The following is a 22,414-nucleotide window of genomic DNA, read 5'->3' on the forward strand; positions in this document are numbered from 1 at the left end:
ATTTCAGTTCATTAAGTTCAGAAGGAAACCGGCATGCAAGTGGGTATTATAATGGGTTCAACCTCAGACTGGCCAACCATGAAGCTGGCAGCAGATATGCTTGATTCGTTTGGCATCAGCTATGAAACCCGGGTGGTATCCGCGCATCGCACACCGCAGTTGCTGGCAGACTATGCCAGCAATGCTGCCAGCCGAGGCTTAAAAGTGATCATCGCTGGCGCCGGTGGCGCAGCCCATTTGCCGGGTATGGCCGCAGCGTTTACCAGCCTGCCAGTGTTAGGGGTACCCGTGCAATCTAAAACGTTAAAGGGTATTGATTCGTTATTGTCGATAGTGCAAATGCCGAAAGGCGTTGCTGTTGGCACTCTGGCAATTGGCGAAGCGGGTGCAGCCAATGCCGGCTTGCTGGCAGCGCAAATTCTTGCCACAAGCAACCCGGCTCTGCTAAGCAAAATTGATGCTTTTCGCCAGGCCCAAACTGATACTGTACTAAGCCAGCCAGACCCATCTCAGGTGAAAGCATGAAGGTATTAGTACTGGGTGCTGGTCAACTGGCCCGAATGATGGCACTGGCCGGGGCGCCGCTTAATATCGCAATCAGCGCCTTTGATGTTAATTCAGACGCTATTGTGCATCCGTTAACTCAGCAACAACTGGGCAGCGGTCTGGCCAATGCGATTGCCGAAGCGGACGTAATAACCGCTGAATTTGAGCATATTCCTTTACCAATACTTGAGCAGTGCCAGCAAAGCGGTAAATTTCTGCCTGGCAGTGACGCTATTCAGGCCGGCGGCGATCGTCGGCTGGAAAAAGCACTGCTGGCCCGTTGCGGTGTAGCCAGTGCCAGTTACCAGGTGATAAACAATCAAGCAGATTTTAACCAGGCCATTAGCAGCCTTGGTTTACCACTGGTCTTTAAAAGTGCCTTGGCCGGCTATGATGGAAAAGGCCAGTGGCGCTTAAAAGATCCCGCACAGACTTCTGCAGTATGGCAGCAGATAGCCGATTTTCTCGCGGCCGATAGCAAGCAGGCGATTGTTGCCGAGCAATTTATCAGTTTCAACCGGGAGTTGTCATTGGTTGGGGTAAGAGCAGCTAGTGGCGAAGTAAGAGTGTATCCGCTGACCGAAAACCATCATGTCAACGGTGTACTTAGTGTGTCTTTAGCACGGCCGGTAAATATGCAACTGCAACAACAGGCAGAGCAAATGTTTGCCGCTATCGCCAATGGCCTTAATTATGTTGGGGTATTGGCGATAGAATTCTTTGAAGTAGATGGCAATTTACTGGTCAATGAAATTGCTCCCAGGGTGCACAACTCTGGACACTGGACCCAGCAAGGCGCAGACGTCTGCCAGTTTGAAAATCATTTACGGGCGGTTTGCGGTTTGCCACTGGGTAATACTGAATTATTACGCCCGACCCTGATGGTTAATATCCTCGGAGAGGACACTTTACCCCAGGCTATCCTGAGTCTGGCGGGGTTGCATATTCACTGGTATGGCAAAGAAAAAAGGCCAGGCAGGAAAATGGGCCACATTAATTTGTCCGCTAACTCGCTGGCAGAGTTAAAAGCGCACTTTGCGAAACTAATCGACTTACTACCGGTAACCGCGTTTCCAGAGCTAGAGCAAATGCTGGGGCAGATCAGCGATTAATCTACTGCGCCGGCTTTATCAGCCGGCTGCTTTTTTTCACAACCTTTCTTTGCACAATACAATGCCGATTTCTTTTCCAGCAATAACGGATAGCTGCAAAAGTGGCATGGTCCGGCCTGTGGTTTTTCATTCAGTAAAAAGCGGCAGTCTGGGTAGCGATCGCAACCATAAAAATGTTTACCAAATTTATTAATGCGCTCTGTTAACAGGCCCTTTTTGCATTTGGGGCAGCTGAGCTGTGGCTGGTCTTTATTGTCTTCCTGTTGATCAACCACAAAATCACAAGCCGGATAACCAGTGCAACCGATAAACATACCGTACCGACCGTTTTTTACCGCCAGTTCGCCACCACACTGTGGACACACTTCTGTCGGCAATACTTTTACAATCGCATGGTCGTGCTGGTGTAACGGTTTAATATAATTGCAGGCAGGATAAGCACTACAGCCCAGAAAGGGACCGTTTTTAGACGACTTTATCTGTAGTGCATGCTGACATAACGGACAAAGCTGCTGCTGTTGCGGCAGCTTAAATAACGGTGATTCTTCGGTCATATCAGCAACAGCCGCTTAATGCAGCGGCCCGTCAGGCTCATCAAAAATCAGGTCTTCCATTTGGGCATAGGCATTTTCCCGGCCTGGCACATTAAACAGCACCATCAGCACCACCCATTTTAAATCTTCCAGGCTAAGCGCGGCACTGTCGAGATCCATCGCCCGATCGATGACCATTTCCCGGGTATTAGCATCGAGCACATTGATTTGCTCTAAAAATAATAAAAAGCCCTGATCGGCAACGTCCAACTTGCGCTGCTCTTCCGCCGTGTAAATACGCACAGCGGTTGAGTTAACCTTCGTCAGGTAGGGCTTTATATGGCTTTCCTGCAAAGCCGACAGGCTATCAAGCCATTTTAGGGCTTTAAAAATATCGTCATCATGAAAGCCGGCACGGCTGAGCTCTTTGGTCAGATCCGCGTGGTTTACATAAATATCAGATTCGTTATGAATATAGTTTTCAAACAGATAAACGAGGATATCAAACATTATCAGGCACTCCTCACTCTAATGTAACCACCGGGTACTGCTGCCACCTCACCCGCTATTTCCAGCTGCAGTAAGGTTATGGATACGTCTGTCACTGACATGTTAGACCGCTCAGCAATAATATCTATTGCAGTAGCGTCATCTCCTACGTTAGCCAACAACTGCTGCGCAGACAAGTCCGGCGCAGACTTTTTTTCATCCTGGGCTAAAGTACTTAAGCCATTCTGGGCAAAAAACTGCCACTCTTCCAATATATCGGCCACGCAAGTAACAAGTTTAGCGCCTTGTTGAATTAACCAGTGACAACCTGCAGATTGCCGGCTGTATATCGGTCCGGGCACCGCAAAAAGGTCGCGATTATATTCAGCAGCTAAATTCGCGCTAATCAGCGAGCCACTTTTCAGCGCTGCCTCTACCACTATGGTAGCTGAGCTGAGTCCGACCACAATACGATTACGCTGCGGGAAGAACTCAGCCCGGGCCTGAATATCGGGGAAAAACTCACTAACCAAAGCGCCACTGGCGGTAATTTGCTCTGCCAGTGCTCTGTTGCTGGCCGGGTATATCTGTTGCAGGCCGTGCCCCAGTACTGCGATGGTAAAGCCCCCGCCGTGCAGCGCGCCTTTATGGCTCTCACTGTCAATACCCCGCGCCATGCCACTGGTAACCATATAGCCTTGCTGCACCAGTTCTGCGGCAAAGTTCTGGGCAACTTTCCGGCCGGTTGGCGTAGGCTGGCGGGTACCCACCATCGCCAGTTGCTGCCTCGGTAACAACTCTGCCTGGCCTTTAACAAACAACAGCAAAGGCGGTTGTTTGGTTTGTTTTAATAATGGCGGGTAACGCGGGTCGTGGTAGGTAACGATATGATGCAAAGGTGACTGCACCAGCCACTCCAGCGCCAGGTCAACCCGGCGCGGACTATGCACTGCCAATAATTCGGCTTGGCGGGGAGTAAAACCAATATTGCGCAATGTACTTATTGGTAAGCTGACCAATTCGGTCAGTGAAATATGCTCGCTTAGTCGTTGGAACTTCAGGCCATCCAGGCCATGCACAGAGGCTAAAGCGAGCCAGTTGCGTAGATCATCCATGGCAAACTGGCTCCATCAGTTTTATTACAGGTTGGCGATAGCGTCTCCAACCCGGATTGGGCGGCGGGTACTGGTAACAATACCAAAGCTTACCCGCTCGGCAACTTTAAACACCATTAGCTCGCCTACTTTTTCCCGTGGCATGCTGATGCTGTTATCACCAAAATTACGGAACATTTTTTGGAGTTTATTGGCATCTTCCACATAGACAGGGCCATTCTCACCATCAATCACCGAGGGCGACTGACGATATATTCCTAACATCTGGCCTGCTTTCAGATCGTTAATTAAGCCGCGGTTAAGCACCACAATATCCATTTTAGAAAACTCTCTGAGCTGAGAGGTAGTATCGATAATAGTGCCGTCAACGTCAAAGTCCGGTTTGCTAATCAGGAAAAATGCTGGCAGTGACTGTCCTTCTAACGCAGGCATAACTCTATCACCCTGCTTAATTTCCCGCTTTACGCTAAGCACCTGCATTGACGCAGCTTCCAGTGGGCTGTCTTCTGTCGCTTCACGACCTGGCCTGAAAGCGCGGGCAGTAGCAATTAAACTGGTTTCATAACCCAGTACAGAACCTGACTCTGGGTCAACGTAAGGTTTGCCTTTACGATAGACACCATAAGACGTACCGGGTTGCAAAACCCCTTTTACATATACCGTGTGCGTTTCTGCCGCCATCTTAGTGGCAGTATTGGTACCCAGAATATAAGGCATGGCGGCAATTTGTTCTTCATTAAGTGCTTGTTCGTATGTTAAAAACGGCCGAATCATGCTAAGGGGTAATGTGGTAATAGCGCCGTCGCCTTTCAGGGTTTTGCGCGCTTCCGGCGATAAACGTTTTACATTTTCGTTCACAGACAAACGTGGCCGTCCCATACTGTCGTAAGTCAGCGTAAGCACATCGCCAGGATAAATTAAATGCGGGTTGTCGACTTGTGGGTTCATTTGCCACAATTGCGGCCATAACCAGGGCTCATTCAGGTACAGTGCAGAAATGTCCCACAGGGTGTCGCCTTTTTTCACCACATAGGAAGCGGGTGCATCCTCTCTTATTTGCAGTATGTCGGCTTGCAGGCTAAAAGATAACCAACAAAACAGCGCGATTACAGATATTGCAATTTTTTTCAGCATGCCTGCTTCCTTGAACTTATTCTTGTTGTAATTATTGCACACTATGCTGTTAATACAGCGGATTAATGGCTAAAATTAAAACATATCACACCCTTTGAAATAAAGCATATTTTTGTAGGTATTATGGCAGTTTTAAAAGTATTACATTTTCCTGATGATCGGCTTCGCACCGTAGCAAAGCCGGTTGCAGAAGTTACGCCGCAAATCAAGCAGTTAGTCAGCGATATGCTGGATACCATGTACGATGAGGAAGGTATTGGTCTGGCCGCTACCCAGGTCGATGTTCACCTGCGGGTCGTGGTAATTGACTTATCTGAGCAGCGCAATGAACCGCTGGTATTGATTAACCCGGAAATCGTCGAACGCGATGGCGTGACCAGCTATGAGGAAGGCTGTTTGTCAGTACCGCAAAACTATGCTTCGGTCGAACGAGCGGCTACGGTTAAAGTGACAGCGCTTGATCGCGAAGGCCAGCCGTTTGAACTGAACGCTGACGGCTTACTGGCTATTTGTCTGCAACATGAGCTGGACCATCTGGTTGGCAAATTATTTATTGATTATTTGTCCCCATTAAAGCGAGATCGCATCCGCAAGAAACTGGAAAAAGAAGCCAAAATGGCCCAGCGCCACGCGCTGTAATACAGGACTCACAGTGACTCAGCCTTTACGAATTATATTTGCCGGCACGCCCGATTTCGCTGCGCGTCATTTACAAGCCTTAATAACCAGCCGACATCAGGTTATTGCCGTCTACAGTCAGCCGGATCGCCCGGCTGGTCGCGGCCAGAAACTGCAATCCAGCGCCGTTAAGCAACTGGCCGAACAGCACCAGCTACCTGTTTATCAGCCGAAGTCTTTGAAAAAGCCCGCTGCGCAGGCCGAGCTGGCTGCACTGGATGCTGATGTCATGGTGGTAGTGGCTTATGGCCTTATCCTGCCATTGGCCGTACTGCAAAGCCCCCGGTTAGGCTGTATCAATGTTCATGGTTCCTTATTACCCCGTTGGCGCGGCGCTGCCCCCATTCAGCGGGCAATCTGGGCTGGGGATCAGCAAACCGGTATTACCATTATGCAAATGGATGAAGGGCTGGACACCGGCGCCATGTTAAGCAAAGTAAGCTGCATTATTGAACCGACCGACACCAGCGCCAGCTTATACGCGAAATTAGCTGAACTGGGTCCCGCAGCGCTGCTGGATGCATTGGCGCAATTAGCCGAACTACAAGCAAATGCGAAGGCCCAGAATGACCAGGATGCCTGCTACGCTGAAAAGCTGCATAAGGAAGAAGGCCTGCTTGATTTTAGCAAAAGTGCCGAAGCCCTCGACAGAGAAATCCGGGCTTTTAATCCGTGGCCGGCCAGTTATCTGCAACTCCCCCAGGGTACGGTTAAAATATGGCAGGCCAGCTGGCATGGCACAGATCATCAGGCACCAGCTGGCCAGATATTAGCTGCCGGCAAAAAAGGTATTGAAATTGCCTGCGTCAGTGGTGTGTTAGTACTTACTACCTTGCAACCCCCTGGTAAGAAACCTATGGCAGTGGCTGACTTCTTAAATGGCCGGGCTGACTGGTTTCCTCTGGGGACTACGTTGCAGCCGCCAGCATTGCTGACCGAAGCATGAGCCGTGATTGCCGGGCATTAGCTGCCCAATGCTGCTATCAGGTAATTGATCAGGGCCGCTCGTTGTCAGATGTGCTGCCCAAAGCTCAGCAACAGCTTACTAATCCGTTGGACAAGGCCTTGCTGCAGGAGATCTGCTTTGGGGTAATGCGCACCCTGCCACAATTGGAACATGTTTGTGCCCGTTTAATGCAAAAGCCGCTGGTAAAAAACTTCCGGGCACTGCAGTTTCTGATTTATGTTGGCATTTACCAGCTGCATTTTATGCGGGTACCAGACCATGCCGCCATTAATGCTACAGTAGATGCAGCGCGCGAATTAAAAGGCCAGTCACTCACTAAGCTGATTAATGGTGTGTTACGTAATGTGCAGCGCCAGCCGCAGTTGTTCGATTTCAGCCAGGCCGGACAAGCGGTACAATTCTGCCATCCGGGTTGGTTAATCAGTAGCCTGCAAGCTGCTTATCCGGATAACTGGCAGCAAATACTTGATGCCAATCAACAAAAAGCCCCATTGTGGTTGCGGGTGAATACCCGGCAAATCAGTCCACAGCAGTTTTGTACTGCCTTAACTGAGGAAGAAATAGCGCATAGCCAGCCAATATCTGAACTGCCGGGCGCAGTGTTGCTGGACAGTCCAACTGATGTTACCGAATTGCCTGGCTATCAGCAGGGTTGGTTTTCAGTGCAGGATGCAGCAGCCCAGTATGCGGGCTTGCTGTTAGCGCCGGAAAATGGCCAACATATTCTCGATGCCTGTTGTGCCCCTGGTGGCAAAACCTGCCACCTGCTGGAGCTGGCGCCCGACGCAAAGCTTACCGCGCTGGATAAAGACCAAGCCCGTTTAGTGCGGGTGCGGGAAAATCTGCAACGGCTTGGCCTGAATGCTGAAGTATTAGCAGCAGATGCGGCGAATCCTGATAGCTGGTGGGATGGCCAGTTGTTTGACAAAATATTACTGGATGTGCCCTGCTCAGCCACCGGGGTTATTCGGCGTCACCCCGATATTCGCTGGCTGCGCAAAAAAAGTGATATCGCACCGCTGGTGCAGCTGCAACAGCAAATTTTGCAGCAGTGCTGGGCGCTGCTGGCGCCGGGCGGTAAGTTGCTCTACGCTACCTGCAGTGTGCTGCCGGCAGAAAACCATCAGCAAATCACTCAGTTTCTTAGTAGCCATGCTGATGCCTGCCTGCTGCCGATTTCATTGCAAAGCAACAGTGATAGCGCCGCTGAGCCGGGCTGGCAACTGTTACCGGGCCAGCTGAACCGTGATGGCTTTTATTATGCGCTGCTACAAAAAGCGCCACAGGATAACCACAACGGATGAAAATTATAATCTTAGGCTCAGGCCAGGTTGGCGCCACCTTAGCTGAAAACCTGGTTGGTGAGCAAAACGACATTACCCTGGTTGATACCAACCTGGATAAATTACGTAATCTGCAAGACAGATTTGATTTACAGGTGGTGCATGGTCATGGCTCCCACCCCGATGTGCTGAAAAAAGCCGGCGCCGAAGATGCCGATATGATAGTAGCGGTAACCAACAGCGACGAAGTCAATATTGTCGCCTGTCAGGTCGCCTACAGTATTTTTAATACCCCGCTGAAAATAGCCCGCATTCGCACTAACCAGTATCTAAAATATCGGGATGAGCTATTTCACAAAGATGATATGCCGGTTGACCACTTTATTGCGCCGGAAGCACTGGTAACCAATTATATCCGCCGCTTAATAGACTATCCCGGCGCCTTGCAGGTGGTCGAATTTGCCGAAGGCAAAGTCAGCCTGGTCGCAGTCCGGGCTTACTATGGTGGCTTACTGGTAGGCCATGCCCTGTCGGCGTTAAAAGAACATATGCCCAACATTGAGACCCGGGTAGCAGCCATTTACCGGCGCGGCAACGCTATCAAGCCGCTCGGTACCACCATTATTGAAGCCGATGATGAAGTGTTTTTTGTTGCGGCGACCAAACACATCCGGGCGGTAATGAGCGAACTGCAAAAACTGGAACGCAGTTACCGGCGGATTATGATTGCCGGCGGTGGTAACGTCGGTTTTGGCTTAGCCAGGGCATTGGAAAAAACCCACAGTGTCAAACTGATAGAACGCAGTAAAGAGCGGGCTGAGTTTCTGGCATCAAGCCTGGACAGCACCCTGGTGTATGTTGGCGATATCTCTGATCCGGAGCTACTGGAAGAAGAAAGTGTTGAGCAGGTTGATGTGTTTATCGCCGTAACCAATGATGATGAAGCCAATATCATGTCGGCAATGCTGGCCAAACGGATGGGCGCCCAGAAAACCATGGTGTTGATTAAACGCGGTGCTTACGTTGACTTGTTGCAGGGCGGTGAAATAGATATAGCCGTCTCCCCGCAACAAGCGACCATTTCGGCGTTACTTACCCATATCCGCCGCGGTGACATTGTTAATGTGTACTCGTTACGCCGTGGTGCTGCTGAAGCAATAGAAGCCGTGGTCCGGGGCGACAGCAGTACCAGCAAGGTCGCAGGCAAAACCATTGGCAACCTGAAGTTGCCACCTGGCACCACCATTGGTGCCATAGTACGCGGTGATGAAGTGTTAATTGCCCACGATACAACGGTTATTGAAACAGATGACCACGTTATTCTGTTTATGGTAAACAAAAAGCATATTGTCGAAGTGGAAAAGCTGTTTCAGGTCAGTGCTATTTTTATCTGACCCTGTTGCAACAAGCAACTAGCCCTGGCCACAGTCAGGGCTAGTCGCGCCAGAATGCCGGGGTAAACAGCACCAGCAAAGTAAATATTTCCAACCGGCCAAATACCATTGCTAAAATCAGCAGCCATTTGGCAGCGTCAGGAATAGCACCAAAATGAGCGGCGACCTCACCCAGCCCCGGGCCAAGATTATTCAGGCAGGCTGCAGTGGCAGTAAAAGCGCTAATGTTGTCCATGCCAGTTAAAATCAGGGATAGCATAATTACTACAAACACCACGGCATAAGCCGCAAAAAAGCCCCATACTGCTTCGACAATCCGATCTTCTACCGGCCGGCGGCCCAACTTAATGGCATAGACCGCCCGCGGGTGCACCAGCCGGTTAAGTTCACGCCGGCCCTGCAAAAACAGCAGCAGTACCCGTACCACCTTCATGCCACCACCGGTAGAACCGGCACAGCCACCGATAAAGCTGGAGAAAATTAACAGAATAGGTAAAAACAGCGGCCAGGTTGAGAAGCCATCAGTGGTAAAGCCAGCGGTGGTTGATATTGATACCGCCTGAAAAGCAGCATGATTCAGCGCTTCACCACCTGTTTCGTACACGTTGGTGTTTAACAGCACCAGAAAGCAAATAAGCACCAGGCTGGCCTGGATACCTAAAAATACCTTGAACTCCGGGTCACGGAAATAAGTGGAAACACTTTTACCGCGGATTGCGGCAAAGTGCAGTGGGAAATTAACCGCACTAATCAGCAAAAAAATCACGCAAATCATATTAATGGTGGCACTGTTAAAGTACCCCATACTGGCGTCGTAGGTTGAAAAGCCACCAATGGCTACGGTGGAAAAAGCATGACAAATGGCATCAAACACTGACATCCCTGCCAGGTGAAATGCCAGTGCGCAGGCGATGGTAATGGCCAGGTAGATATACCATAAATGCTTGGCCGTATCGGCGATGCGCGGGGTCATTTTGTTGTCTTTGACCGGCCCCGGCGTCTCGGCCCGGTACAGCTGCATTCCCCCTACGCCTAACAGTGGCAAAATGGCTACCGCCAATACAATTATCCCCATACCGCCCAGCCATTGCAGCTGCTGACGGTAGTACAAAATCGCTTTAGGCAAGGTTTCAATTCCGGTTAATACTGTTGCACCGGTGGTGGTCAGGCCCGAGAAAGCTTCGAAAAACGCATCAGCCAGCCCCAGATCCGGGTTGCTGGTGAGCAGTAACGGAATAGCGCCGACTGCCCCCAATACCGTCCAGAACAACACCACGATCAAGAAACCGTCGCGGACTTTTAACTCAGAACGGTGCAGGCGATTCGGATACCAGATGGCAAAGCCCATTGCCACGCATAACAGGAACGACAGGATAAAAGGTACACCAGCCCCGTCTTTGTAGCCAAAAGCGACCAGTGCCGGCGGGATCATGGTGATGCTGAAAATGGCGATCAGCAACCCCAGGATCCGGATGATAGAGCGATATTGCATAGCGTCCCTTAACGCCCCGTCAGGCGAGCTGCAAATCCCGGGTCATGTTTTCATTACGGTCTCGATGGACAATAATATCGTCCTCGATCCGGATGCCGCCAAACTGCCGAAACGCGCCAATTTTGTCCCAGTTTATACTGGCGGCCGCATCAGTTTGTTTAAGGTCGGCCAGCAGGCTGTCAATAAAGTACAGGCCAGGTTCAATGGTAAACACCATGTCTGGCTCAATCAGCCGGGTGCAGCGTAAAAACGGATGATTATCTGGTGGCGCAATGTGGGTGCCGCGCTCGTCCAGCATAAAGCCGCCTACATCATGGACCTGTAACCCCAAATGATGGCCCAGACCATGCGGGAAGAAAGTGCGGCTGATTTCACGCTCAACAATAGTCGCCGGGTCCAGCCGGACAAAGTCAAAATCATGCAGAATTTGGGCAATACCCAAATGGCATTGCAGGTGTAAATCGGTGTAATTAATACCAGGCTTTAACCCGTCAACCAGGGTTAACTCTAACGCGTTCACTGCGCCAATCAGCTCGGCGAACTCATCGTTCTTGTTAAAACTATAAGTGCGGGTAATATCAGCAGCATAACCGTTAAACTCGGCGCCGGCATCAATTAAAAATGAGTGGTGCTGTGCCGGCTTTTTCCGCTCCAGTGCGGTGTAATGCAAAATGGCAGCATTCTGGTTTAAACCAACAATATTGCCATACGGCACTTCGTTCTCGGTTTGACCAACCGCCGCCAGATACGCCAGCTGGATATCAAACTCACTGCCACCGGCATAAAACGCCGCTTTGGCCGCCCGGTGGCCAGCCACCGCCATTTGGTTTGCCTGGCGTAAACAGGCCAGCTCATAACCGGTTTTGTAAGCGCGATAAAAATGTAAATAGCTTAGTACCGGCTCGGGGTTGATTTCGGTAAAACCCAAAGCCTGTGCCACTTCCAAATACTCACCAATATAAGCCAGCCGGGCTTTATCGTAAGGCAACAGAGTTTCAACCTTGTTCGCTTTGTCTAACAGCTGAATATCAAAGTACTCCGCCCAATAATCAGTGGGTTCGTCAGGTACGACGTGCCAAAAATCTTTTGGCCGGTAAAAAATCAGCTTGGGTTTATTCACGCCATCCAGCAACAACCAGCAATGCGGATTATCTACTACCGGTAACCAGGCTTTAAAGTGCGGATTCGCTTTAAACGGGTAATCCATATCATCCAGAAATTTTCGCTTGGCCTGGCCGGAGTGAATAACTAAACCATCCAGATTTTCGCGAGCCAGCACCTGCCGGGTACGCTGTTGTAACTGCGCAATATGTGCCTGATATAACGCCTGATAGCCTGAGTTCATAGCGACCTTTTATACGTTGTATTAACTGATAAGCGCAATAATAGCACTATTCGACTACCACCCCAATCTTCATAGCCACCAGTGGTTTAAAAACATCCTGGGCCACATTCATCCGGATATTATAAATCTGATAATACGCCATTACCGCTTTAACATATTCGCGGGTTTCCTGGTACGGGATGGTTTCTACCCAGACATCAGCTGGCAGCGCATAATCCTGCGGGATCCATTGCATGACCCGACGGTAACCGGCGTTATACGCTGCTGTCGCCTTCAACAAATTACCGTCATTGCGCTGCTTTAAATAATTCAGATAATCGGTGCCATAGTCGATATTGGTGACCGGGTTGTACAGCTGGCGGATCTGCACCTGCTTTTTTGCAATCTCGTTGGCCGTGCCGGGCATAATCTGCATTAAGCCACGGGCACCGGCCGGTGAGTAGGCATCCGCCATAAAGGAGCTTTCCCGCCTGGCAATTGCCATACTCCAGCCTGAGTCGATGTTAAATTTATCAGCCGACAGCTGCATCTCCTGTTGATAAGCCAGTGGAAAACGTAATTCGACGTCATCCCAGTAGCCAACGTCAGCCAGCGAAAATATCGCCCGCTCATGCCACTGCAGCTGATTGGCCAGTTTGGCTGAGGTTATTTTCTGCTGCTCGTCTGAGGTATCCTGCAAATGATTCCACTCCCGCCGGGCTTCGGTCAGCCGGCCCAGCGCCAGAAACTGCTGCGCACGCTGCACCGCCGGGTGCTGCTGCAATTGTGCTATTTCTTCGTCCGATACCTTTACCGGGTTATGGGCCAGGCTGGGCGGCAGGCCAATTCTGGCAGCAGCCATAAAACCATAATAATGACGCTGGCCGGCAATAGCCGTAAATTCAGCCTTGGCCAGCTCGGCCTCACCCTGCTCTTCCAGCGCCCTGGCGCGCCAGTAGCGCCAGTTAATATCGCCCTGCAATTCCTCCGGCAATTGCTCAATAACTTTTTGAACTTTGGGCCAGTCCAGCTCCCGTAATGCATGCGCAACCTGCCACTGGGCTAAATTGGCATCAAACAATTCAGCCGGCAAAGTGGTTAACCAGTTATCGGCGCGGCTGTCGCCTTTGCTGGCCAGGGCAATGGCAAACTGGCGTTGTACATCTAGGCGCTGCGCTTTGGTAAAGTAAGGGTCATTGACATGGCGCTGCCAGGTGGCCAGGGCCTGGTCGGGCGAGCGCCAGACTAAGCGCTTTAAACCATAAGCCAACACATCACGCTCAATAATATGTTTACCCGGAAAAAATTTTGCGCGGCCAACCACCGCAGGGTTGCGCCGGGTTTGCAGCCATAAATCAGCCAGATACTGCTCGTTGGCCGGTAATAAGGTTTTTAAATAGGGAATAAGCTGGGCCTGGCCGCCTTCTGCCGCCAGTTGCAGCCGGCGGTGTACCGTTTCGCTTTGCAGCGGTTTACTGTCGCGCCAGGCAGTAAATAACGGGTCACAGGCGCGCGGTTGCGATTTACCTTCAGTCCAGATTTCTTCGGTTTGCTGCCATATTTCTGCTTCAGGCAATGCTTTGGTTGTTAATTGAAAACGCAGGGCCAGACATTTTAGCTCGGCATCTGATGAGCCGGGGAAATTCGCCAGGAAACGCTCAGCCTGTTGTTGCTCAGCTAAACGTAGCAACCAGGGTTTACGCAGAGGCCAGTCCATCGGTGTGCCCTGATACTCGGTCAGAAATGTCTCAATGGCATCATGAGCATTTAAAAATTTTTGCAACCTTTTCAGGCGTAAATAGGGTTGCAGCGGATAGTCTTCCAGCTCAGCCAGCCAGCTTTCAGCCTGCTTGCGACTGACATTATCAATGTTGTGTTCCAGCGCTAAAAACCGCTGGCGCTGCTGCTTAAATGTGTCCTGTTCAGCCGCCCGGGCTGTCAATGCGCAGGACGCCACCGTCGAAGCGACTACTGTGGCGATGAATAATGAACGAAAAGTTATCACGACTTACCTCTGACTCCAGCGAAAAATAGAAAAGCAACTATAGTTAGTTACGTCTAATGGCAACGCTTAGCTGGGTTTAGCTACCTTTTTCAAACACCTGTTTAAATAACGGTTGAAATTTTTAGTAAAGCACGACACACTGAACCTGTTAACCTCATCGTACCAGTTGCGACCATCACCCTATAACGCGACCAAGGAGCATATTTATGATCTACCAGAGTGACACTATCAGTGTTGAATATATTAAACCTGGTATCGCCCGGTTTACCTTTGCTGCCGCAGGCTCTGTCAATAAGTTTGATCAACAGACCCTGACTGATTGTAAGACAGCTTTAGACAAGCTGCACACTGACAGTAACCTGAAAGGTGTGATCTTTACCAGTGGCAAAGACACCTTTATTGTTGGTGCGGACATCACCGAATTCTTAAGTACTTTCCAGCGTCCGGAAGCAGAACTGGTACCGTGGATCAAACAAGCCTCTGATATTTTCGATTTATGTGAAGACCTGCCGGTTCCGACCGTAGTAGCAATAAAAGGTTTCGCCTTAGGGGGCGGTTGTGAGTGGACCCTGGCCTGTGATTACCGGGTCGCCGATACCAGCACCAGAATTGGTTTACCAGAAGTTAAACTGGGCTTAATGCCCGGTTTTGGTGGTACGGTGCGCCTGCCGCGGATTATTGGTGCCGATAATGCGATGGAGTGGATCACCACCGGCAAAGACCATAGCGCCGAGCAAGCCCAAAAAGCCGGCTTAATTGATGCGGTAGTCGCACCGGAAAAACTGGAAGCGGCGGCACTTAGCGTATTAGAAGATGCCATTACCGGTAGCCTGAACTGGCAGAAAAAACGTGCGGTGAAGCTGCAGCCGTTAAAACTGAATAAAACCGAAGCCACCATGAGCTTCAGCACCGCCAAAGGCATGGTATTTGCCAGTGCAGGTAAGCATTACCCGGCGCCGATGGCAGCCGTGCAAACCATTGAAGCCGCCGCAACGCTGGACCGTGCCGGCGCCATGGCGCTGGAAAATGCCGGTTTTGCCAAACTGGCAAAAACCGATGCGGCTACCGCTCAGGTTGGTTTGTTTTTAAATGACCAGTTGATTAAGAGCAAAGCGAAAAAAGCCGGTAAAGTTGCCACTAAGTCGGTTAAAAAAGCTGCGGTATTGGGCGCCGGCATTATGGGCGGCGGCATTGCCTACCAGTCAGCATTAAAAGGCGTGCCAGTGGTAATGAAAGACATCGCCGATAAAGCGCTGGCGCTCGGTATGGGCGAAGCCACTAAGCTACTGAGCAAGCAGGTTGAGCGTAAAAAGCTTGATGTCGCCGGAATGGCTAAAGTGATTGCCAGCATTACCCCTACCCTTAGCAACGACATGGTAAAAGACGTTGATATCGTGGTGGAAGCGGTCGTAGAGAACCCGAAAATAAAAGGCGCAGTGCTAAAAGAAGTAGAAGGCTTAATCAGCGACGACGCGATATTAACCTCGAACACCTCAACCATTTCGATTAATGCCTTAGCGAAAAACCTCAGCCGGCCGCAAAATTTCTGTGGGATGCACTTCTTTAACCCGGTACACCGCATGCCTTTGGTGGAAGTTATTCGTGGCGAGCACACCAGCGATGAAACCGTGGCTGCCGTAGTGGCATATGCGGCGAAAATGGGTAAATCACCGATAGTGGTTAATGACTGCCCGGGCTTCTTTGTTAACCGGGTACTGTTCCCGTATTTTGCCGGCTTTAGCAAACTGGTGCTGGACGGCGCCGATTTCGCCCAGATAGATAAGGTTATGGAAAAGCAGTTTGGCTGGCCGATGGGCCCGGCATATTTGCTGGATGTGGTAGGCCTGGATACGGCCTTCCACTGTACTGACGTCATGGCAGATGGCTTCCCAACCCGTATGGCAAAGCTGGACAACGATCCGGTTGCCGCCATGTACAAAGCAGACCGCTATGGCCAGAAAAATGGCGTGGGTTTCTATGCCTACAGTAAAGATGCCAGCGGCAAGCCTAAAAAAGATATCGACCCGAAAAGTGTTGAAATCCTGGCCGGTATTGCGGCAGATAAAAAAGAATTCACCGCCGATGAAATTATCGCCCGGGTTATGGTGCCGATGATTAACGAAACCATTCGCTGTTTAGAAGAAGGCATAGTACAAACTGCCGCTGAAGCCGATATGGGCCTGATATTTGGTCTGGGCTTCCCGCCGTTCCGCGGTGGCCCGCTACGTTATGTCGATACCATAGGTTTAACTAACTTTGTCGCCCTGGCCGATAAATACGCCCATTTAGGCGAGATTTATCAGGTTACAGATAAAACCCGCGCTATGGCCGATAACGGCCAGCGTTTCTTCCCGGTTTAAGCGCAGGAGCAGAATAATGAAAAACGCTGTAATAGTAGATTGTATCCGCACCCCGATGGGGCGCTCTAAAAATGGTATGTACCGCAACGTCCGCGCGGAGCAGCTATCTGCCCATGTTATGGCATCCTTACTGGAGCGTAACCCGGCGTTAAACCCGGGCGATATCGACGACATTATCTGGGGCTGCGTCCAGCAAACCCTGGAGCAAGGCTTTAATGTGGCGCGCAATGCCTCGTTATTAGCCGGCATTCCGCATTCGGTGCCAGCCGTAACTGTGAACCGCTTATGTGGCTCGTCAATGCAGGCATTGCATGACGCAGTACGGGCAATTCAAACCGGTATGGGCGACGTGTATTTAATTGGTGGTGTCGAGCATATGGGCCATGTGCCGATGAATCATGGTGTCGATTTTCACCCGGGCTTATCAACCACTATCGCTAAAGCCGCCGGTATGATGGGCTTAACCGCCGAACTGCTGGGTAAAATGCACGGCATTAGCCGCGAGCAGCAAGACGAGTTCGGCGCCCGCTCACACCGCTTAGCCCAGGAGGCCAGCGAGCAGGGCCGCTTTAAAAATGAAATTATCCCCACCGAAGGCCACGATGCCGATGGTGTGTTAAAGCTGATGGACTACGACGAAGTTATTCGCCCGGAAACCACAGTAGAAGCACTGGGTCAGTTGCGGCCGGTATTCGACCCGGCTAATGGCACGGTAACCGCCGGTACCTCGTCTGCGTTATCTGACGGTGCTTCGGGCATGCTGGTGATGAGTGAACAAAAAGCCAAAGAGCTGGGCTTACCTATCCGTGCCTATGTCCGTGGTATGGGTGTGGCGGGCTGCGACCCGTCAATTATGGGTTACGGCCCGGTACCAGCCTCGAAAAAAGCTCTGAAAATGGCCGGTTTATCCATTAACGATATTGACTATGCCGAACTGAACGAAGCGTTCGCCGCGCAGGCGCTACCGGTAATGAAAGATTTAGGCTTACTGGAAGTTAAAGATCAGAAAGTAAACCTGAATGGCGGCGCCATCGCCCTTGGCCACCCACTGGGCTGCTCGGGTTCACGGATCAGCACCACCTTAATCAATGTAATGGAAGATAAAGGCGGCAAGTTTGGCCTGGCCACCATGTGTATTGGTTTAGGTCAGGGCATCGCGACTGTTTTTGAGCGGCCATAAGCTGACAGCAACAGGCTGGTAGCAACCAGCACAATCGCATAGAATAAGGGCCGTTTTTACGGCCCTTTTTTGTTGTTTGCTATGCAAGTAACGGCTGTAGGTTGCAACACCCACTGTGCTCGCCACAGCAACTCGGCTTTGCTCGCGCAAAACCTCAGACACTCTGTGTCTGCGCAAGTGGGGTTCCAACCATCGCCTTAGCTTAGCGACAACAGCCGCGACCCGAAAAGTGCAGCTTACACCTGCTCAGCAGGTTTCGTTTTACGGTAAGATTTTGGAGTATGAAGTAACAATGGACCCGCTTTTTAACAGCGCCACCCAAACCCTGGACGCCCTTGGCCTGCGCTGCCCCGAGCCGGTAATGATGGTGCGGCTGCAACTGCGCAAAATGCAGGTGGGCGATACCTTATTAATTATCGCCGACGACCCGGCCACCACCCGTGATATCCCGGCCTTCTGCCGTTTTATGGATCATGAGTTACTGGCCAGTGATACTGCTGAGCTGCCATATCGGTATGTGGTTAAAAAGGTTAGCGGTTAACCTTGGAACCATCACGTAGATAGTATGCCGTGCCATCCATCATGCTTCTTATAACTGCAGAAACTGGTATTGAAACCTTTGACAAATCCACCTCTGCTGCTTTCTTGTATAGCAGATCCATGTCGATAACCTCGGAAAATGTATTGTGGTCAACTTTTGTATAAGGTCCATTTGTCGAATCTGAGCCGATGTTACCAATAATCTCAGCTACCCTTATCACACCCTGCTCTCCCAATAAAATATTTGAGATAAGTGTTTTTGCTTTTTCTTTTGATGACCTCTTCAGTTCAAAAAATATATGGGACTCCAGATGGTTATCTAAGAACATTTTGTCATTAATCGCTTTCAAGGCGGAAACCTGAAACAGGCACTCCAATTCATTGAGCTGGCTATCAGTAAACAGAAGGTTATTGTCATGCTTACTTTTCATGTCTTTCCTAATGGCATTTAGTAAGTCAGCGGCAAGAGGTGCATTTTCTGACCTACTTATAATCTGACGACACAGACCGAAGCGTTCAGGGTTATTCAAAACAACTTTCTCTGTTAACCACTCCATGAATCTATAAGGATCGTTACGTAAAAATCCATAATTTGACTGCAAAGATTTTTTTAAAAGGTCCGATCTTAGGTATCCATCATAAATACACGTAAGTATCTTAAAGTGATTATCGGGATTTTCTGCCCCGTAATGCATCATCAACTCAAAAAATCGTTCAGTCGAACCATTAGCAATCACTCTTTCAATAAACTCTCCGCGGTCACTCTCTCCGAAAATAAATTGTCTGACCTCACGGTCTGAAACATAGCCGACTGGAGTATGGTAGTGCAAAGCTATGTGCAATCTCTGTAATGACGAAACACGTCCCGCAGCATCATCATTGGAAACACCAAATGCTCGATACTTTTTCAAATCTGTTAGTGGAAATAACTCTGCTACTAAACCCTTTATTAGATTAACTTCATGAGGTTCCATACCACCAAGCATTTCATTTCTAACTGTTTCTAATTCATCAACAGTTTCGTCTCTTTTCTTCGGCATTAGACCGTCATTGCTGAGATTCAACCCAAGATATGCTTCAGGTACTTTTTTTATATTTTCATAAACTTGGTTTGCTTTGGTAGCAAGAATAGACAAGGAAAAAAGATCCGAGAAGCATACCTGCCCTTCTATTTGGTTATGGACAAACCTTAGATGATTAAAAGTTCTTTTTATATCTCTCGGACTTTTGACTAAATTTTTGAAGTAGTGATGATATATCCAGCCCAATCGGTCACGATCTTTTTCAAAAACATCCATAGCCTTAACAGAATCAAACTTTGAAAGCTCAATTTCTGCTAAGTGCCTTAGATCTCCGTCTGAAATGAGAGGGAGTGGCACTCGGAGCTGAATTATCTTATTTATGTATTCTGTAGAATTTTCTATACCGTTTTTTGACAAAACTGAAGTCAAATATCGTGCGTCAAACGCAAGCAAAAAAGAGGTTCCGGAAAAATCCGCAACAGCTTTCACAAGTCGGAGTACTTCAAATGTCTCTGAAGGTGTAAGCCTATCAATATCATCAATAACGACAACAATCGATGAGTTCAATTTGCTGATTGCTGACGTAACCTTTTTCTTTTTTTCAATTAAATCTAGCTCTTTCAACTCTGCGATCTGCTTCGTAGCGCTGCCAGTCGTAGAAACTGCCTGTTCGATCAAAGAGGCCCAGGGTTCTGCCCCTGGTATTAACTTAGCTACACTGAATAAGCTCGAATAGGCCAAAAGCTGCTTTGATGCGTTTAAAGCTGCACGATTATTATTTCCTAAATGCAGTTTTGCTGAAAATTGTAATAAAAAATCCTGGATAAGAGACTCAGATTTTCCTGCCAGCCAGGGGTTATATTCTACAACTATTGGCTTGTTCTTCATGTTATTAAGCTTTAACTTTACGAGATTGATCAACGATGTTTTTCCATAGCCCCACTCTCCCTCTATAGAGACCGTTAGACAATCTTTAGCTGGTTTAACTAACAATACCTCCGCCAAATGCTTAGAAAAATTATCTCTGTTAAGTAAATCAGGGTCGCTAGAAGTACCCTGAATTGGCTGATCGTTGTGGTACAAACCCATATAAAATTTCTCTAAATTAACAAGTGATACGAGGTAACTTTATATTCTGATGCTTTATCTAACGGCGAACTGCCTTTCACAAGGAATACCGTCACCATCGCCGTCCATCTTTGTATCCGGGCAGTTTCGTAAGAAGTACTCCGCTTCTGCGCGGGAGTTCATCTGGCTGCAATGCTGGCGGCCATCACAACGGAAGTTTTGTTAGCTGCAACGTCACGGGCTTTTTGGATGGGCACGGTATAGTCAGGAAGTACCCGCGGCGCAGGCTCAACAATTGGCTTAGGCGTGCTTTGTTTTTGATAGTAATTCCAGGCGTCAAAGGCAATCAGCGCTAAAAGTAATAGTTTCTTCAATGATGAGCTTCCCTGTTCCAAGCCATTTCGCTGCTCTTTGGCAGCTGCAAGGTTCTAACTTAGTTTATAAAATAGGGAACGGCAATAGTTTTATGATGGAATGGATAAGCGCTTTAAATATCAAGCAGTTATTTTGATTTCAAAGGTGGGAAGGTTTTTACTACTTCTAAATCAAATTCTGCCAACTCTTTGTTCGTCAGTTCATACAAATCCGGGTCGGCCACTATTTGCCTGGCAATATCGTCATCAATTGTCGCCGCCAGCTTTTGCCTGTTGGTCACGCTCTTGCGCTGCCGAATTTGTTGCAAAGAGTAACGCACGACTTCATTTGGCATTGCTTAGCGAGCCTGATTTTTGACTAATACTAGCTCTCATTTAGGCTATCAAACGGTGGTTTTAGCAACTCAGCGAGGGGGATATTCACATTACCATTGGCCTCTTCCTGCCGGTAAAGTTTCACCAGTTTGGCTAGTTCCAGCTCAAACATATAGGAGCTTTCTTCATAATCGTCGGCATCGACAGTGGCCGACTGCGACAAGAAATCATTATGTTTTATTGCCGTTTGCAGCGCCTGAATGCAGACCGATAGAGACCTGACGTCAACCTGTGGCATAAGATTTTCCTTTTACTTTAATGCCTGCATTTTGCGCCAGTTTATCTAAAGCAGCAACAAAGTCGTCTTTTGGCATGTCGAAATTGGGAGATATCGAATAGTGCCAGCATTTCTTTCTGGCTAAATAGTGATCTTTAGTGATGATCAGCTCTTTCGGAATAGTAGTTCCTTTTGGGATGACATAATATTCCCAGCTCTTGTGACCAAAAAGCCCTTCCTTGTCTGTCAGAGAAGTTCCAACTCCCTCTTCAGACTTTACGATTTCTTTTCCCGTCTTGGGATCTCTGACTAATGTAACATCCGGCTCACGAATATCACCGTTCGGTAAATTCCGCGTATAGAAATCAGGATACAACGGATTTATTTTATCGTCTGAATTATGTAGACCACGCCACAGAGTTAACGCGATATTGGCTTTGTAAATTTTCTCTATTTCGCCACGGCTAATAATTATCTCTTCTAAGGTCAACATTAGATCACCAATAATTGTTAATTAAAATTAACACAATTAAAACATAATTATTTTAGGTGAGCGAGAGTTTTATATTGCCTTGTTGAGTTCTGCTCACTAGCGCAGGCAATTAGGCTTTTACACCATGAAGCATCCCACTTTCACACAAATGTACACTTTCACATTAGTGTGGCGGGTTTATACTTAGCAAAGTTTGCAGCAACACCGGAGCATGCAGTGAGCCGACTCTCAATTGAAGTAACGCCAGAGCAACATCAGCTGTTAAAAGCGATGGCTGCCCTGCAGGGTAAAAGCATTAAAGACTTTATTCTGGACAAAGTGCTGCCACATCAAGTAACTGAGCAGGCCAAACACTATTCAGTGAAGCAACTGGAATATCTCTTGCAACAACGGCTGCAAAGCGCTAGGCAAGGTAATTTTTCAGAGCAAAGCGTTACTGATATTTTCGAGCAGGCAATAGCGGCCGATAACAAACGCTAATCAGCGTTATCACTTAACCACTGAAGCAGCAAATGACTTACTGAATGTTGCTCTCTACACTGTTAAGCAATGGGGCGTGGAGCAAAGCCGGCGTTATACTGCGGAACTTGAGTATAATTTTGCTTTGCTTGCAGCCAATAAACTACCAGCCACAAATACATCATGATTATATTTGTGATTTCTGCGAGAAAGCCCTTTAAGATACTTTTAAGTGTTTTGTCAGCATTATTTAC

The 22,414-nt window shown here is 48.9% G+C and carries 24 protein-coding genes; 11 read left to right on the forward strand and 13 right to left on the reverse strand.

The window, feature by feature from the left end:
* The first annotated feature begins 33 nt into the window (after positions 1-33).
* On the forward strand, positions 34-525 hold the full coding sequence (gene purE / locus KG631_RS03460; RefSeq protein ID WP_213995235.1) for a 5-(carboxyamino)imidazole ribonucleotide mutase: 492 nt from the start codon (positions 34-36) through the stop codon (positions 523-525).
* Positions 522-1,658: a 5-(carboxyamino)imidazole ribonucleotide synthase gene (locus KG631_RS03465; RefSeq protein ID WP_213995236.1), complete on the forward strand. Its 1,137-nt coding sequence runs from the start codon at positions 522-524 to the stop codon at positions 1,656-1,658. Before purE ends, KG631_RS03465 begins: the two co-directional genes overlap by 4 nt.
* Here KG631_RS03465 and KG631_RS03470 read toward each other — a convergent pair.
* From KG631_RS03470 to KG631_RS03485, 4 genes are read right to left on the reverse strand one after another with little or no spacing between them, the layout of a single operon-like run.
* Positions 1,655-2,212, reverse strand: coding sequence for a topoisomerase DNA-binding C4 zinc finger domain-containing protein (locus KG631_RS03470; protein ID WP_213995237.1), 558 nt, complete (start codon positions 2,210-2,212; stop codon positions 1,655-1,657). The two genes, KG631_RS03465 and KG631_RS03470, sit on opposite strands and share 4 nt — an antisense overlap.
* A gap of 15 nt (positions 2,213-2,227) precedes the next feature.
* Positions 2,228-2,701 carry a DUF494 family protein gene (locus tag KG631_RS03475; protein WP_019676260.1) on the reverse strand — a complete coding sequence of 158 codons (474 nt, stop codon included), beginning with the start codon at positions 2,699-2,701 and terminating at the stop codon, positions 2,228-2,230.
* A 2-nt stretch (positions 2,702-2,703) separates the two neighbouring features.
* Positions 2,704-3,795, reverse strand: a complete 1,092-nt coding sequence (gene dprA / locus KG631_RS03480) for a DNA-processing protein DprA (RefSeq protein ID WP_213995238.1) — start codon at positions 3,793-3,795, stop codon at positions 2,704-2,706.
* Between the two features lie 24 nt (positions 3,796-3,819).
* Positions 3,820-4,929 carry a LysM domain-containing protein gene (locus KG631_RS03485; RefSeq protein WP_213995239.1) on the reverse strand — a complete coding sequence of 370 codons (1,110 nt, stop codon included), beginning with the start codon at positions 4,927-4,929 and terminating at the stop codon, positions 3,820-3,822.
* Between the two features lie 123 nt (positions 4,930-5,052).
* Between KG631_RS03485 and def the strand changes: the two genes are divergently transcribed.
* The 4 genes from def to trkA are packed head-to-tail and all read left to right on the forward strand — an operon-like array spanning position 5,053 to position 9,251.
* Entirely contained in the window at positions 5,053-5,568 is a 516-nt protein-coding gene (gene def / locus KG631_RS03490; RefSeq protein ID WP_213995240.1) for a peptide deformylase, read from the forward strand.
* A 13-nt stretch (positions 5,569-5,581) separates the two neighbouring features.
* Positions 5,582-6,553, forward strand: a complete 972-nt coding sequence (gene fmt / locus KG631_RS03495; protein WP_213995241.1) for a methionyl-tRNA formyltransferase — start codon at positions 5,582-5,584, stop codon at positions 6,551-6,553.
* Positions 6,550-7,878 carry a 16S rRNA (cytosine(967)-C(5))-methyltransferase RsmB gene (rsmB, locus tag KG631_RS03500; RefSeq protein ID WP_213995242.1) on the forward strand — a complete coding sequence of 443 codons (1,329 nt, stop codon included), beginning with the start codon at positions 6,550-6,552 and terminating at the stop codon, positions 7,876-7,878. Before fmt ends, rsmB begins: the two co-directional genes overlap by 4 nt.
* Entirely contained in the window at positions 7,875-9,251 is a 1,377-nt protein-coding gene (gene trkA, locus KG631_RS03505) for a Trk system potassium transporter TrkA (protein WP_097110470.1), read from the forward strand. Before rsmB ends, trkA begins: the two co-directional genes overlap by 4 nt.
* A 40-nt stretch (positions 9,252-9,291) precedes the next feature.
* Here the strand turns inward: trkA and KG631_RS03510 are convergent, their stop codons facing one another.
* From KG631_RS03510 to KG631_RS03520, 3 genes are read right to left on the reverse strand one after another with little or no spacing between them, the layout of a single operon-like run.
* The gene (locus KG631_RS03510) at positions 9,292-10,743 is read right to left on the reverse strand and encodes a TrkH family potassium uptake protein (RefSeq protein ID WP_213995243.1); all 1,452 of its coding nucleotides are present in this window, start codon (positions 10,741-10,743) and stop codon (positions 9,292-9,294) included.
* Positions 10,744-10,762: 19 nt separating this feature from the next.
* On the reverse strand, positions 10,763-12,088 hold the full coding sequence (gene pepQ, locus KG631_RS03515) for a Xaa-Pro dipeptidase (protein WP_213995244.1): 1,326 nt from the start codon (positions 12,086-12,088) through the stop codon (positions 10,763-10,765).
* A gap of 46 nt (positions 12,089-12,134) precedes the next feature.
* On the reverse strand, positions 12,135-14,072 hold the full coding sequence (locus tag KG631_RS03520) for a transglycosylase SLT domain-containing protein (RefSeq protein ID WP_213995245.1): 1,938 nt from the start codon (positions 14,070-14,072) through the stop codon (positions 12,135-12,137).
* 206 nt (positions 14,073-14,278) lie between these two features.
* Here KG631_RS03520 and fadB point away from each other — a divergent pair, with 206 nt between their 5' ends.
* The 3 genes from fadB (at position 14,279) to tusA (ending at position 18,153) form a co-directional block, all read left to right on the forward strand.
* Entirely contained in the window at positions 14,279-16,432 is a 2,154-nt protein-coding gene (fadB, locus tag KG631_RS03525; protein ID WP_213995246.1) for a fatty acid oxidation complex subunit alpha FadB, read from the forward strand.
* Positions 16,433-16,448: 16 nt separating this feature from the next.
* On the forward strand, positions 16,449-17,612 hold the full coding sequence (fadA, locus tag KG631_RS03530) for an acetyl-CoA C-acyltransferase FadA (RefSeq protein WP_213995247.1): 1,164 nt from the start codon (positions 16,449-16,451) through the stop codon (positions 17,610-17,612).
* Positions 17,613-17,904: 292 nt separating this feature from the next.
* Entirely contained in the window at positions 17,905-18,153 is a 249-nt protein-coding gene (gene tusA, locus KG631_RS03535; protein WP_213995248.1) for a sulfurtransferase TusA, read from the forward strand.
* Here the strand turns inward: tusA and KG631_RS03540 are convergent.
* From KG631_RS03540 to KG631_RS03560, 6 genes are all read right to left on the reverse strand, one after another.
* On the reverse strand, positions 18,143-20,263 hold the full coding sequence (locus KG631_RS03540; protein ID WP_213995249.1) for a P-loop NTPase fold protein: 2,121 nt from the start codon (positions 20,261-20,263) through the stop codon (positions 18,143-18,145). The two genes, tusA and KG631_RS03540, sit on opposite strands and share 11 nt — an antisense overlap.
* A 54-nt stretch (positions 20,264-20,317) precedes the next feature.
* Positions 20,318-20,425, reverse strand: a complete 108-nt coding sequence (locus KG631_RS18720; RefSeq protein ID WP_301003560.1) for an excalibur calcium-binding domain-containing protein — start codon at positions 20,423-20,425, stop codon at positions 20,318-20,320.
* Positions 20,422-20,616 (reverse strand): hypothetical protein, encoded by a 195-nt coding sequence (locus KG631_RS18725; protein WP_301003561.1) that lies wholly within the window; start codon positions 20,614-20,616, stop codon positions 20,422-20,424. Before KG631_RS18725 ends, KG631_RS18720 begins: the two co-directional genes overlap by 4 nt.
* A 128-nt stretch (positions 20,617-20,744) precedes the next feature.
* The gene (locus KG631_RS03550; protein ID WP_213995250.1) at positions 20,745-20,951 is read right to left on the reverse strand and encodes a hypothetical protein; all 207 of its coding nucleotides are present in this window, start codon (positions 20,949-20,951) and stop codon (positions 20,745-20,747) included.
* A gap of 29 nt (positions 20,952-20,980) precedes the next feature.
* Positions 20,981-21,229 (reverse strand): hypothetical protein, encoded by a 249-nt coding sequence (locus KG631_RS03555; protein WP_213995251.1) that lies wholly within the window; start codon positions 21,227-21,229, stop codon positions 20,981-20,983.
* Entirely contained in the window at positions 21,216-21,701 is a 486-nt protein-coding gene (locus KG631_RS03560; RefSeq protein ID WP_213995252.1) for a hypothetical protein, read from the reverse strand. The genes KG631_RS03555 and KG631_RS03560 overlap by 14 nt, the downstream gene beginning before the upstream one ends.
* Before the next feature lie 216 nt (positions 21,702-21,917).
* Here KG631_RS03560 and KG631_RS03565 point away from each other — a divergent pair, with 216 nt between their 5' ends.
* Both KG631_RS03565 and KG631_RS19155 read left to right on the forward strand, forming a co-directional pair.
* Positions 21,918-22,181 (forward strand): DUF1778 domain-containing protein, encoded by a 264-nt coding sequence (locus tag KG631_RS03565; RefSeq protein WP_213995253.1) that lies wholly within the window; start codon positions 21,918-21,920, stop codon positions 22,179-22,181.
* Positions 22,168-22,347 (forward strand): type II toxin-antitoxin system RelE/ParE family toxin, encoded by a 180-nt coding sequence (locus KG631_RS19155; RefSeq protein WP_365868169.1) that lies wholly within the window; start codon positions 22,168-22,170, stop codon positions 22,345-22,347. Before KG631_RS03565 ends, KG631_RS19155 begins: the two co-directional genes overlap by 14 nt.
* The last annotated feature ends 67 nt before the right edge of the window (positions 22,348-22,414 follow it).

The sequence above is a fragment of the Arsukibacterium sp. genome (assembly GCF_018402695.1).
Lineage (GTDB): Bacteria > Pseudomonadota > Gammaproteobacteria > Enterobacterales > Alteromonadaceae > Alishewanella.

Bases quoted from the DNA above. Each gene is read 5' to 3' on its own strand.
- purE (WP_213995235.1), top strand. From the start codon at position 34: ATGCAAGTGGGTATTATAATGGGTTCAACCTCAGACTGGCCAACCATG.
- KG631_RS03465 (WP_213995236.1), top strand. From the start codon at position 522: ATGAAGGTATTAGTACTGGGTGCTGGTCAACTGGCCCGAATGATGGCA.
- KG631_RS03470 (WP_213995237.1), bottom strand. From the start codon at position 2,212: ATGACCGAAGAATCACCGTTATTTAAGCTGCCGCAACAGCAGCAGCTT.
- KG631_RS03475 (WP_019676260.1), bottom strand. From the start codon at position 2,701: ATGTTTGATATCCTCGTTTATCTGTTTGAAAACTATATTCATAACGAA.
- dprA (WP_213995238.1), bottom strand. From the start codon at position 3,795: ATGGATGATCTACGCAACTGGCTCGCTTTAGCCTCTGTGCATGGCCTG.
- KG631_RS03485 (WP_213995239.1), bottom strand. From the start codon at position 4,929: ATGCTGAAAAAAATTGCAATATCTGTAATCGCGCTGTTTTGTTGGTTA.
- def (WP_213995240.1), top strand. From the start codon at position 5,053: ATGGCAGTTTTAAAAGTATTACATTTTCCTGATGATCGGCTTCGCACC.
- rsmB (WP_213995242.1), top strand. From the start codon at position 6,550: ATGAGCCGTGATTGCCGGGCATTAGCTGCCCAATGCTGCTATCAGGTA.
- trkA (WP_097110470.1), top strand. From the start codon at position 7,875: ATGAAAATTATAATCTTAGGCTCAGGCCAGGTTGGCGCCACCTTAGCT.
- KG631_RS03510 (WP_213995243.1), bottom strand. From the start codon at position 10,743: ATGCAATATCGCTCTATCATCCGGATCCTGGGGTTGCTGATCGCCATT.
- pepQ (WP_213995244.1), bottom strand. From the start codon at position 12,088: ATGAACTCAGGCTATCAGGCGTTATATCAGGCACATATTGCGCAGTTA.
- fadB (WP_213995246.1), top strand. From the start codon at position 14,279: ATGATCTACCAGAGTGACACTATCAGTGTTGAATATATTAAACCTGGT.
- fadA (WP_213995247.1), top strand. From the start codon at position 16,449: ATGAAAAACGCTGTAATAGTAGATTGTATCCGCACCCCGATGGGGCGC.
- tusA (WP_213995248.1), top strand. From the start codon at position 17,905: ATGGACCCGCTTTTTAACAGCGCCACCCAAACCCTGGACGCCCTTGGC.
- KG631_RS03540 (WP_213995249.1), bottom strand. From the start codon at position 20,263: ATGGGTTTGTACCACAACGATCAGCCAATTCAGGGTACTTCTAGCGAC.
- KG631_RS18720 (WP_301003560.1), bottom strand. From the start codon at position 20,425: ATGAACTCCCGCGCAGAAGCGGAGTACTTCTTACGAAACTGCCCGGAT.
- KG631_RS03550 (WP_213995250.1), bottom strand. From the start codon at position 20,951: ATGCCAAATGAAGTCGTGCGTTACTCTTTGCAACAAATTCGGCAGCGC.
- KG631_RS03555 (WP_213995251.1), bottom strand. From the start codon at position 21,229: ATGCCACAGGTTGACGTCAGGTCTCTATCGGTCTGCATTCAGGCGCTG.
- KG631_RS03560 (WP_213995252.1), bottom strand. From the start codon at position 21,701: ATGTTGACCTTAGAAGAGATAATTATTAGCCGTGGCGAAATAGAGAAA.